This window comes from Arcicella rosea (assembly GCF_040543805.1).
Taxonomy (GTDB): Bacteria; Bacteroidota; Bacteroidia; order Cytophagales; family Spirosomataceae; genus Arcicella; species Arcicella rosea.
The window spans coordinates 39604-52106 of sequence record NZ_JBEUMS010000005.1 but is presented as its reverse complement, the minus strand read 5'-3'; the positions used below and the strand labels follow the sequence as shown (position 1 = coordinate 52106).

Genomic DNA, 12503 nt, shown 5'->3' with positions numbered 1-12503 from the left:
ATTCCTATTCGAAGGCGAATTAATTCGTCGCCGAATGGAAAATTTTTAAACTCGTAAAAGCCTTCAATCCGCTTTCTAGGAATTGTACAAAATTGTTTACTTCATAATTTGCACCTTGTGGTTTAACTAATTCTTTGCCATCGGAATCTAGCAAAACATAATATGGTTGCGAATTGGTATTGAAGCGTTTAGCTTGCATTTCACTCCATTTTTTTCCTATTGTGGTGATTTTCTTTTGACTATAATCCGACAAATATTGCTCTTGTGAAGGCAGTTCTGTTTTGTCATCCACATACAATTGAATCAATACATAATCATTTTGTAAATACTTCAATACTTCTGGCTTCGACCAAACGGTTGCTTCCATTTTACGACAATTCACACAGGCATGACCAGTAAAATCTATCATCACAGGTTTATGTTGTTTTTTGGCAAAAGCTATTCCTTCTTCATAATCAAAAAAAGTATCCAAATTGAGCGGAGCGTGGAAAATATCGGCGTATTTATGGGTGTTTTCAGAAGTTTTTGAGCTGTTTGTACCGAGTCGGGAAGTATATAAATCGAAATCTTGCGTATGTTGTGGTGGCAAAAATGCCGCAATGGCATCAAGCGGAGCACCCCATAAACCCGGAATCATATAAACCGTAAAAGCAGCCGTAACGATACTCATAAACAAACGAGAAGTAGAAAGGTAAGCCAAAGGACTATCATGAGAAAATTTGACTTTGCCTAATAAGTATAAGGTTAGCAAACCGAAAATAACAATCCATAGGGCTAGGAAAATCTCTCTATCAAACCATTGCCAATGATAAGCCAAATCTACATTGGATAAAAATTTTAGAGCAAGTGCTACTTCTAAAAAGCCTAAAACAACTTTCACACTATTCAGCCAACCACCAGATTTTGGGAGCGCATTTAACCAAGATGGAAACATTGAAAACAAAGTAAAAGGCAAAGCCAATGCCAAAGCAAAACCAAACATTCCTATGGCTGGTCCAAGTATTTGTCCCATCGTAGCGGCTTGTACTAACAAAGTGCCAATAATTGGTCCTGTGCAAGAAAATGAGACCAAAGCCAGCGTAGTAGCCATAAAAAATATGCCTAAATAACCACCTTTATCAGCTTTTGAATCGGAAGCATTGAGCCAAGAAGCGGGCAACATGATTTCGAAAGCACCAAAAAACGAAGCGGCAAAAACCAATAACAAAATAAAAAAGGCGAAGTTGAAAATGCCATTGGTAGATAAATCGTTAAGGGCATCTGCACCAAAGAAAATGGTAATCAAAAGCCCCAAGCTCACGTAAATCACGATAATTGATAAACCGTAAACTAAAGATTTGGTGATGCCTTCGGTTTTTGTACCTGCTCTTTTGGTAAAAAAACTTACCGTCATAGGTAACATCGGGAAAATACAAGGCATTAAAATAGCTGCAAAACCTCCTAATAAACCTGCTAAAAAAGTCAGCCAAAGCGGTTTGGGTTCTGTAGCTTTTTCTACGGAAATAGTTGTAACTGTTGATTTGCTGGCGGATGTATCTTGAATATTTGTTACTTGATTTTGTACTTGCTCGACAAGTGTATCTGTTGTTTTGAGTGCTAAAGCAGTATTTTTTTGAAGAGGAATTTTCGCAGTAATTTTTACAGGAATTTCAAAGGCTACTTGGTCTGGCGGTAAGCATTGTACATCGTTACAAACCATAAATTCTACACTTCCTTTTACCAAGGCTTTATTTTCTTTGAGCTTTATTTTCTGAGAAAACTTAGCGGTATGCTCAAACCAAAGTAAGTCCATACTGAAAGATTGGTCGTAAGCTTTAATCACTTTACTTTCTTCGATTACTTTCCCAATAAGTTCAAAAGTAGGCGATGGACTGATATTAAACGAAGTTGGTACTGGTCCACCATCACTAATATGTTGTGAATAAATATGCCAATGCTTGTCGATGTTTGCGGAGAAAGTAAGCATTACTTCTTGCCCAGTAATCGGTTTTGCTTTGAAAGACCATTTCACAGGTTTTTCAATCTGAGCTTCTGAACAAAAGCATAGCAATAGCGATAAAAAAAGAAATATCTTTTTCATAAAGAGTTGTTTTTGATTACAACGATGGTTAAATAATACGAGGAGATAAAATAGATAAACGACTGATAGGACGATAATTAATAAAATCTATTTCAGTAGAAAGATAGCCTTCTTTTGGGTTTTCCTCTTTCATCAAATCGGTACTCAAATATTTTTTATTGTCGTCACACAAAATCGTGACGATTCGAGCATCAGCACCCATTTTCTCTTGTAATTTAATTGCCCCAATCAAGTTTGCTCCAGAAGAAATACCAACAGCCAAGCCCAATTGATGAGCTAGTTTTTGGGCAACAATAATAGAATCTCCATCGCTAGCTTGAACAGGCTTTTCTAGTTCATCAAACTTGATAATTTCAGGAATAAATTCATCTGAAATACCTTGAATACGATGTGTTCCTATTTTTTTACCTGCTGTAAGTGTTGGTGATTCTTCAGGTTCTAAAGGATGCACACAAATAGCAGGATTTCTAGATTTTAGGTAGCGTCCTACGCCCATTACTGTTCCGCCAGTACCGACACCTGCAACGAAAGCATCGGGAGTAATATCTATATTTTGTAATTGTAACCAGATTTCTTTTCCAGTAGTAACTTGATGAGCATCAGCATTATAATCATTCGCAAATTGACGGGGTAAGAAAATATTAGTATTCATTGCCGCCATTTGTTCTGAAAGGCGAATACTTCCTAAAAAACCGCCTTCTTCTTTAGAAATCAATGTGATTTTAGCGCCGAGACTGGCAATTATGTCCATTCGTTCTTTACTGAGCCAATCGGGCATGATGATTTGAACAGGATGCCCCAACGTGCGACCAATGGCAGAAAAAGAAATACCAGTACTTCCGCTGGTGGCTTCAACGATTAAATCGTTCGGAGAAATTTTACCTTCTTGATATGACTTTTGAAGAATATACAAAGCCATTCGGTCTTTGATACTTCCCGTAAGATTATACTGTTCGCATTTTACATATAGCGAGCGAATACTGCCTTTGTATGAATAGAAAATCTCAAGCATTGGCGTATTGCCCACCAAATGCCAAAGGTGATTAAATTTTTCTTGTAAGTCCTTTTTTAATGGATTTATTTGTGTTGATGAGTGCATTTTTGTATTAATTCTGATGAGCAAATCTTGCATTCAGTCATGTTTGAGCAATACTACTTTGTGTATTGTGTAAGCAAAGAGCTTACACAATACAAGAAAGCAACTATTAATCTAGTGATTTGATTAGTGAATTAATTCAGCTAGTTTTTTATGAAGCTCTTCACTTCTGAGGTTTTTGGCAATGATTTTACCATTTTTATCCAACAAGAAATTCATCGGAACAGCACTTACAGCATACATTTTTGCTGCTTCATTTTGCCAACCTTTTAAATCTGAAACGTGAATCCAAGTCAATTTATCAGCATTGATAGCTTTTAACCAATTGGCTTTTTTATCGTCTAAAGAAACACCCACAATTTCAAAATTCTTATCACGGTATTCATTATACGCTTTTACAACATTTGGGTTTTCTTTTCTACATGGTCCACACCAGCTTGCCCAGAAATCTACCAATACATATTTACCTTTAAGCGATGCTAAAGTAAAAGCATTGCCAGTAGTATCTGCCATGCTAAAAGCTGGAGCCATTCTACCAACATCAACTTTTGCTGATTTGTCTAAAAACTCTTTAACACTTGTTCCATAATATGAAGACTGAGCACTTTTAGCTAAAAGGTTATAATATTCTTTCGCTTTGTTTTCAGAACCCGCACCCATGAAATAGCTATTGATGATAAATGCACTAATCATAGAATTAGGGCGAGTCGTAATGAATTGTCTGCAAATACTATCAGCATAAGCTTCCCCAGCAACAAATAGTGTATGAGCCTTCTGTCTGATGGCAACACTATCTGGATTATTCGTTTTTACAGTAGTTCTGTATAATTTATCCGACTGACTCATAATGGCATACGCTCCTTCCATTTGTTTGCGGTGTATCATCCATTCGTTGTGCAAAGGCGAACCTTTTACTGTTCCTTTGCTGATAGAATCTTTAGTAGTTTGTACCGAAATAGCTCCTCCTTGTACAAAAATATTAAGGCGTTCTTTTCTAGGATTCAAATATAAACCATAGATAGATGGATATTTTATTTTCCCTTTGAAGATAAATTTTCCGTCGGCACTTACTAAAGAATCAACGTCGAAACCTTTACCATTATAGTGCGAAAGGAAGATTTTTTCATCTTTTAATCCTTCAATTTTTCCTGTAAGGCTAAATACTTCTTCTTTCTCTGCTGGCTTTGTTTGCGCCATCATACCAGAAATCGACAGAGCTAATAAGCTCAATGCCATTACTATTTTTTTCATAACCTTTACTTGTTTATTGTGAATGATTTTTGGGTTCAATTTTTTATCAATAGGAATGGGATTCATCCCATTCCTATTTGATTTAATATCCTGAATTCTGTGTCAAATTTCTGTTTGCAAGTCTTTGATTTTCAGGAATTGGATAAAGTGATGCAGTCGATTTCCAAGTTTTTGGTTTCAATCCTCCCAAAACTGCATCGGCTCTGTTGGTACGTTTTAAGTCTAACCAACGATGTCCCCATTCTCCGAAAAACTCTACTTTACGTTCTTGTTCAATTGCCAATAATAATTGTTCTTTGGTCAACGAACTTGATAAAGCTGGTAATCCTGCTCTTTTACGAATAATGTCGGCATCAGCTTTGGCCTCTGTCAATTTACCTTGTTGTGCTGCTGCTTCTGAACGAATCAAATACAATTCTGCAAAACGCAAAGCAACGCTGTATTCATTGCCTGTGCCTGTTCTTACTTTGTATTTGTTGATAAAATAATAATTGTTTGTACCAATTTTGGTAACGCCCGTCCAATTGGTTTTTCTTAAATCAACTTCTTCAAACGATTTGTACAAAGTATCATAAAGTGAAAAAGCTGGAATGACACCTGTCGCTGCCAAGTAATTCCCTCCGAAAATAGAAACTCCCGTTGTGTTGGCTACTTGCCAAATAATTTCATTACTTGTATTCACAAAAGCATCGGCTGGTGCTGGCAAAGTATAAGCCTGTGCCGTAATTACTTGACTTGCTTGGCTTTCAGCATTTGCCCAATCTTTGCTGTACAAATAAGCACGTGCCAACAACGTAGTAGCGGCATGTTTGTTGACACGGCCTTTGAAAGTACCCACATAAGTAACAGGTAAATGTGCTTGAGCTTCTTTTAAATCAGTGATGATTTGTGCCCAAATAGCAGTAGCGGGTGTTCTTGGCAAACTTGCTTTTGCTTCATAGTCAGCATCTGGTGTTAGCGACATCGGTACATCACCAAATAAATTCACCAAATAGAAGTACGATAATGCTCTGACAAATTTTGCTTCGCCCAATAATTGTTCTTTTACTGTTGGTGTCAATGTTTGTGATTTATTCAAACCCGAAATTGCATTATTTGCATTTTTGATTTGTTGATAAGAATAAGCCCAAATCGTATTTTCTACCAAAGAGTTATTGGTACTCAAAGCATTATTTTCAAATTCATCATAAGATGTATTGGCTGCATTATACTGAATATCATCTGCCGACATGCCTGGAAAGAAAGTACATCCTTGAACAAATTGACTCATGTTCGTTCCTGAATACAAACCTAAAATAGCACTTGAAGCCGTGGCATCAGCTTTGAAAACATCTTCAGAAACAACCTGCGTAGGCGGTGCACCTAATTCTACAAACGATTCGCATGAAGAAAAAAGCGATAAGGAAGTGATGGCTGTCGCCCAAAATACTCCTTTGAATTTTTTATGGATATTTATCATGATATTTCCTTAATTAAAATGAGCAATTGATACCAAACAAAATCGTTCTAAGTGGCGGTAAAACCTGTGCAATTGTACCTGTCCCTAAACCTGGAGGGCCACCGCCAACAGTAGTTTCTGTATCTAAAATGTATTTGTTCTTAGACCACGTAAACAAGTTTTGTCCTTGTACATAAATTCTACAATTGGTCATTCCCAATACTTTTGAAATGTTTTTAGGAACATTGTAAGCAATACTTGCTGATCTCAATTTCAAGTAAGAAGCATCTCCCCAGAAAGCATCCGACGAGCTGAAGAAATTGTATGAATTATACAAAGCTGTACCTGCTGTGGTCGTTGCTGCTGGAATATTCGTAACATCACCTTCTTGTTTCCAAACATTCAAATACGAAGTATTTTGGTTATTCAAAGTTCCCGGTCTGTTATTTAAAATATTGGTTTGTCCGAAACGATGATTGTATTGGAAGAAGAAATCTAATTGGAAGTTTTTATAAGAAACACTATTCCCTAAACCACCATAATAAGGCGTTCCGATTTTCGCTACATAACGGTCATCAAAAGTAACCACGCCATCTTTGTTGATGTCTTCATATTGAGCAGCTCCTGTCTTTGGGTCAACACCCAAATAGTGAAGGACTTTTGTAAAGTTGATTGGTTGTCCAACTACATAAGAACCACTAGAGAAAGTATTCTCTATGCCTGGGAATTCAACTAATTTGTTTTTCGGTAAAGTAATATTGAAGGTAGAAGTCCACTTCCAGTCGCCAGCAGAAACATTTGTTGTATTCAAATCAAATTCTAAACCGCTGTTTTCAATCAAAGCAGGTAAGTTTGATAGAATGGCATTATAACCAGTTTGTGTTGGCAAACGCAAGTAAGCAATTTGGTTACTTGAACGGTTATTATAATATTCTGCTGTTAATAATACTTTATCTTTCAAGAAACCTAATTCTAAGGCCAGTTCAAATTTCTTTGTTGTTTCCCATTGAATATCGGCATTTGGTAAAGTAGCAGGGTTCATCACAGGATTATTCAAGTACGTTCCTGAAGTACTGTAAAGCGGTAAATATAAGTAGTTAGAAATCTGGTCGTTACCAGTAGTTCCATAACTTGCTCTTAATTTACCGAAACTCAATACTGGTAATTTTTTAGCGAAATCTTCTTCACTGAAAACCCAAGCTGCACCAATTGCACCAAAGTTTCCGAAGCGATTATTTGGACCAAAACGAGAAGAACCATCTCTACGGAAAGTAGCGTTAGCAAAGTATTTCCCTTTCCAATCATAATTTACACGACCGAAAAGTGCATTGTATTTATATTCTACAATGTTGTTGTAATTGATGGTAATTAAACCTGCTGCCGAAAGCGTATTCAATAATGCTTCGCTACTATAATTACTTCCTGTGATATAATATCCATTTGAAGTATTATGTTGCCAGCTTGCTCCTGCTACTGCTAATAATTTACCTTCGCCAATTTCTTTTGTATATTCTGCTGTTGGTTCAATAATGTAGTTTTGTGCCTTATTATTCGCAAAAACAGAATTACTTGTTGGGTTTGAAACAGGATTCAATACCGAAGCAGGCGTTAAATTTTTCTGGTCTAAATCAGTAATGGTATAACCAAAGTTTGATTTGATATTGAAGCCAGAAAATACATTATATTTCACACTTGCATTAGCAATTAAGTTAGAACTATTTGATAAATAAGTTCTTCCCAAAGTTGACAATGGATTCGTGAAATTTGATGACCAAAACCATTTTCCGTTTGCATCATACAATGGCAAGTTTGGCGGTAAATTATACACCATACTCACATCACTTTGTGGTAGATTGGTATTGTCTTTCGAATAACTTACAGCAAAAGCAACATTCAATTTTCTATTTTTTGAATTATGGTCTAAATTCAAACGACTTGTAAATCTTTTGTTTGAAAAATCGCCCGGAAAAATTGTTGTTTCAGTTCTATAACCTGCATTAAACAAGAAACGAGTATTGGCATCACCGCCCGAAAGTGTTGTTTGAATATCATTGATTTTACCAGTTCCACCCAATAAAAACTTTTGCCAGTCGGTTGTTTTAGTTTTATCCCAAACCAATAAATCTGGGGCATTATTAACTGTTGGCGTAATACCATCGTTTTTGAATGCTTGCGTTCTTAAATCATAATATTGTTCAGGATTCAACATCGGGATAAAACGATTCAATTCACTAAAACCCGTTGAAGCATTGACATCAAATTTCGTTTTACCTGATTTTCCTCTTTTGGTCGTAATCAATACTACGCCATTCGCACCACGAGAACCATAAATTGAAGTAGCATCTGCATCTTTCAAAATATCAATACGTTCGATGTCGGCTGGGTTAATCATACTAAATGGACTCACGCCACCATTTGCACCAGAAGTACCAAAAGCATTCAAATTGTCTGTCGCTGGCGAACCACCGTTGAAATTCGTAAATGGCACACCATCAATTACATACAAAGGAATTGTACCTGAAGAAAGTGAACCCTGACCACGGATTTGGATTTGTACCGCACTTCCTGGAAGTCCGTTATTTTGTGCAATCTGCGCTCCAGGAATACGTCCAGGCAAAGCAGCCAATACGTTGGCAATTGGTTGTTTTGAAATTTCAGCCGAAGTAATTGAACTTACCGAACCCGTATTGATTCTTTTTGATGAAGTTCCATAACCAATTACCACTACTTCATCCAAGGCTTTTTGAGAAGGCTTTAGCGATATTTTTAAATCCGTAGCATTTCCAACTGTAATTGTATATGATTCAAAACCAACATAAGTAAACAAAAGAATGTATCCTTTCTTTGCCAAAATGCGGAATTTACCGTTTTCATCTGTGATAGTTCCAAATGGTGTACCTTTGGCAGTTACAGATACCCCTATTAAAGGTTCGCCCGTTTCGGCAGAGGTAACAATACCTGTAACGTCTTCCTTTACTGCTTCACTAGAAGTACTCGTTACAGTGCTTCCTTTCAATAAATTCAAAGGAGTATTGTTGGCACTACGAGAAAGAATAATCAAATGGTCATCTTTCACGGCATATTTTATGCCCATCGGTTTAAGTAATCCATCCAATAAAATTCCTAAAGATTCTTTAGAAGAAGTAACACTTACCGTTTGATTCAAATTGATTTGACTGCTACTGTAAACAAACTTTATTTTCGCTTCTTTTTCCAAACGTGACAAAGCACTTTTGAGTGAAACGTTTTCAATTTTGATGGAAACACCTTGATTAAGAACTCCTTGTGCAAAATTTACATGAGCATTGATGATTCCAGTAAAAACCATAATTATGATGGCTTGATACATGGTAAACCGCATAATTCTTAGGGTTAAGTCTTTGATTCGATAATTTTCTATCATACCTTTGGTTGGGTTTTATTCTTTGTTGAAATGGAGGAATAAGACAATAGTTTCTCATCACCGTTTTCCAAACGGTGTTATGAAATGATTGAGCCAAGGCAGGAGTGCTGGGAACACTCTTGCCTTTTTTTACGATTTTTTTTCTGTCATTAAGGATTATATTGGGGTTTGTTGATTATTTAGTTTGGTTTTATTTTTATTGCTGTAGGCTTTGGGCGGTAAGCTTTAGGCATTTTAATCATTGATAAACCTGTTTTTTCATATTTTATAATTCATAACTCATCACTCTATTTACATCCTTCTGCTTTCAGCCAGACGCTATTGTTTTCTATCTCAAAAGTGCCATTCAAGGTTTGGCAAAGTACTTCAAAAGTTTTTACTAAAGACTGATCTGTGAAATCTGCTGTAATCAAACAATTGGCTACGGTATTATCTGTTAGTTTTACTTTAACATCGAATTTAGCTTCAATTTTCTTGATGATTTCACTCATTTGAGCATCTTCAAAATTCATGTTGTATTCAGTATTTGCCAAATATTCTTCTTTTTGAACGTTTGTTTGTGCTTTAATTTCCTTTTCAGCAGGCATACAAATAGCTTTTTCTGAAGGTAGTATCAACAGTTGCTTATTCGTGTTAGCCAATGAAACGGTTACTTTCCCAGTAAAAACTACGACTTCGATATGCTTACCGATGGGTCTGATGTTAAAACTTGTTCCCAACACACGAGTATCCATATTTCCTGAATGAACGATGAAAGGATGTTGGGCATCTTTGGCTACTTCAAATAGTGCTTCACCGCTTAAACTTACTTCACGAGTGGCTTGGTCAAAATGTTCTGGATAAGTCAAAGTACTTTTTCCCTTCAACCAAATAATACTGCCATCAGGAAGCATTATTTTTTTGGTTTGTCCTTCCGACGAAGCCTGTAATGTTTCATTTTTCCAATCGAATACATCATAAGCAAGTACTAATGAAACTGCCAAACCGATAAAAACAACCAAAACTGCTGCTATTTTAACATAAGCAGCCCAATTAAAAAGCTTTACCGTTTCTTTAGGTAAGGGCTTAATTTCTTCCTTGATTTTGGCAAACATTCTTTGTTTGATAGCCAATTTTTCTTTTTCATTTATTTCCTCAAAGGCGTTTTCCTCAATTGCTAAAGAATTCATCCATTCTTCAACAATTAATTTTTCTGCTGGCGTACAGTTGCCTTGTTGGTACTTGTCAATAAGTACTATAAGTTTTAAATCTTTCATTGCTGTTTTAAAAATGAGTAGATAAAATAATATTTTGGAAGATTCATGAATGCCCAAATATTATTTTATGTATCCTCTTATAGTGAAGTAAATGCAAAGGCGAAATACACCTATCTCAAAATGAAAATATTTAATCTTTTTTTAAAATAGCTTAATACGGCTAAAAAAACAGGTTTTTTAGTGTATAAATAATTCAAAAAAAATGCTGAAAACTAAAAAATCGCCCAAGGAACTACGCAAATGTTTGAGTCCTTTACTAAGATGATTTTCGACGGTCTTATGAGAAATGTTTAATTGAAGCGCAATTTCTTGGATACTTAAATGATGAATTCTACTGAGTCGAAATACTTCTTGACATTTTTCTGGAAGCTCTTCTATGCTTTTTTCTAGCATCATTTTCAAATCATTCAATGCCATTTGTTCATTGGTTGAATCATCAAAAAGAGCATCTCTGAAATGGTTAAAGCTATCAATATAGCTATTTCGTACTTGTGTTGATTTCATAAAATTCAACATTTGGTACTTTACTGCTTGGAAAAGATAGCCTGAAAGAGAGCTCGTAATTTGAAGATTTTCACGATTAGACCAAAGTGAAACAAAAATATCTTGGATGATTTCTTCACAGGCTTCTTTTTCTCTAAGACGATTGTAAGCAAAAGCATATAATTTAGCCCAGTACTTTTCATAAATTTCATCAAAAGCTAAAGTATCGCCTTGCTGTATCAAAGCAAATAATTCTTGGTCAGTATGTAATATCGTTTTATTTATCGCTTTAGGGTTATGAATTTTTTCAAGCTCTATTTTGTGAAATTACAAAAAATATGAGGATTTTCAATCTGAATCATAAAGCTACAAACATCTTATTTAGGATTGATATTTTTTCCAAAAAATGTATAAATGGAACTGATTTTTAATAAAAAAACAAAAAAAAGTCAAAATATAAATCTTTTCGCAAGCTCAACGCATTTGATTGACAAAAAAACAGCTGAAAAATATTGAAAATTAAACCTGTTGTTTTTATTTGATTACATTTGTTATAATGTATAATCTATAAAAACTATAGACAAAATTACAAAATACAATCAATAGCGCAATCATATTCCTGTTTTTTACAAGATTAATTGCACAAAGGATAAGAAAAGCTATTGATTTTTGGAGAATAAATGGAAGAAAAATGAAGCGAATAAAAGGTAATTTTACTTCTTTTCTAATTGTTTAGAATTCATGTATTCGGTAGGCGTAACATTGAATTGCTTCTGGAAATTTCGGGCAAAATTACTTTGTGAACTAAAACCAACCATATAAGAAACCTCGAAAATGCGGTGATTTCCTTGTGCCAATAATTCAGCGGCTTTTTTCAAACGAGTAATGTTAATGAGTTCGATGGGCGTGAGTACTGAAATGGCTTTAATTTTTCGATAAAGCGTTATGCGGCTCATGTTCATGATTTCTGCCAATTTTTCTACATCTAAATCTGTATCTTCAATATTTTTGGTAATGGTATCATGAAGGGTTTCTAAGAATAACTCGTCTGCCCTTGAATGCGCCATACTTTTGATGTGAATCAATGGAGAATTGGCGAAATATTCCCGGATGATATTTCGATTATTCAGTAAACTGGCAATTTGTGCTTGGAGGTATTCTTTAGAAAATGGTTTTTCAATATAGGCATCAGCACCTAGTTCCAAACCTTCTACTTTGGCTTGAATAGCGTTTTTGGCAGTCAATAAAATTACTGGAATATGCGAAAACTCAACATTTGATTTAATTTTTTTACACAATTCAAAACCATCCATCACGGGCATCATCACATCGCTGATAATTAATTGTACGGACTCTCTTTCCAAAATTTTCAAAGCTTCTGCACCATCTTCTGCTTTCAGGATGGCGTACTTACTTTTGAGCATTCTTTCCAAGAATTCTAAAATTTCGTCATTATCATCTACTAATAATACGACGGGTTGCATATCGTTTGTCAT

8 protein-coding genes are annotated in these 12503 nt (G+C 35.3%); all 8 read right to left on the bottom strand.

The features are described 5' to 3' along the window. Window positions 1-19 precede the first annotated feature (19 nt). Complete coding sequence (locus ABID42_RS07935; RefSeq protein ID WP_367283178.1) at window positions 20-2080, bottom strand: protein-disulfide reductase DsbD family protein; 2061 nt, start codon at window positions 2078-2080, stop codon at window positions 20-22. A 28-nt stretch (window positions 2081-2108) separates the two neighbouring features. Then, window positions 2109-3212 carry a PLP-dependent cysteine synthase family protein gene (locus ABID42_RS07930; RefSeq protein WP_367283177.1) on the bottom strand — a complete coding sequence of 368 codons (1104 nt, stop codon included), beginning with the start codon at window positions 3210-3212 and terminating at the stop codon, window positions 2109-2111. 90 nt (window positions 3213-3302) lie between these two features. After that, window positions 3303-4427, bottom strand: a complete 1125-nt coding sequence (locus ABID42_RS07925) for a redoxin domain-containing protein (protein WP_367283176.1) — start codon at window positions 4425-4427, stop codon at window positions 3303-3305. A gap of 82 nt (window positions 4428-4509) precedes the next feature. Next, on the bottom strand, window positions 4510-5886 hold the full coding sequence (locus ABID42_RS07920) for a RagB/SusD family nutrient uptake outer membrane protein (protein ID WP_367283175.1): 1377 nt from the start codon (window positions 5884-5886) through the stop codon (window positions 4510-4512). 13 nt (window positions 5887-5899) lie between these two features. Then, window positions 5900-9268 carry a SusC/RagA family TonB-linked outer membrane protein gene (locus ABID42_RS07915; RefSeq protein ID WP_367283174.1) on the bottom strand — a complete coding sequence of 1123 codons (3369 nt, stop codon included), beginning with the start codon at window positions 9266-9268 and terminating at the stop codon, window positions 5900-5902. 287 nt (window positions 9269-9555) lie between these two features. After that, entirely contained in the window at window positions 9556-10524 is a 969-nt protein-coding gene (locus ABID42_RS07910; RefSeq protein WP_367283173.1) for a FecR family protein, read from the bottom strand. A 177-nt stretch (window positions 10525-10701) separates the two neighbouring features. After that, on the bottom strand, window positions 10702-11250 hold the full coding sequence (locus ABID42_RS07905; RefSeq protein ID WP_323259274.1) for an RNA polymerase sigma-70 factor: 549 nt from the start codon (window positions 11248-11250) through the stop codon (window positions 10702-10704). 470 nt (window positions 11251-11720) lie between these two features. Beyond that, window positions 11721-12491: a response regulator gene (locus ABID42_RS07900; RefSeq protein WP_323259276.1), complete on the bottom strand. Its 771-nt coding sequence runs from the start codon at window positions 12489-12491 to the stop codon at window positions 11721-11723. Between the last annotated feature and the right edge of the window lie 12 nt (window positions 12492-12503).

Bases quoted from the DNA above. Each gene is read 5' to 3' on its own strand.
- ABID42_RS07915 (WP_367283174.1), bottom strand. From the start codon at position 9,268: ATGATAGAAAATTATCGAATCAAAGACTTAACCCTAAGAATTATGCGG.
- ABID42_RS07920 (WP_367283175.1), bottom strand. From the start codon at position 5,886: ATGATAAATATCCATAAAAAATTCAAAGGAGTATTTTGGGCGACAGCC.
- ABID42_RS07910 (WP_367283173.1), bottom strand. From the start codon at position 10,524: ATGAAAGATTTAAAACTTATAGTACTTATTGACAAGTACCAACAAGGC.
- ABID42_RS07925 (WP_367283176.1), bottom strand. From the start codon at position 4,427: ATGAAAAAAATAGTAATGGCATTGAGCTTATTAGCTCTGTCGATTTCT.
- ABID42_RS07900 (WP_323259276.1), bottom strand. From the start codon at position 12,491: ATGCAACCCGTCGTATTATTAGTAGATGATAATGACGAAATTTTAGAA.
- ABID42_RS07935 (WP_367283178.1), bottom strand. From the start codon at position 2,080: ATGAAAAAGATATTTCTTTTTTTATCGCTATTGCTATGCTTTTGTTCA.
- ABID42_RS07930 (WP_367283177.1), bottom strand. From the start codon at position 3,212: ATGCAAGATTTGCTCATCAGAATTAATACAAAAATGCACTCATCAACA.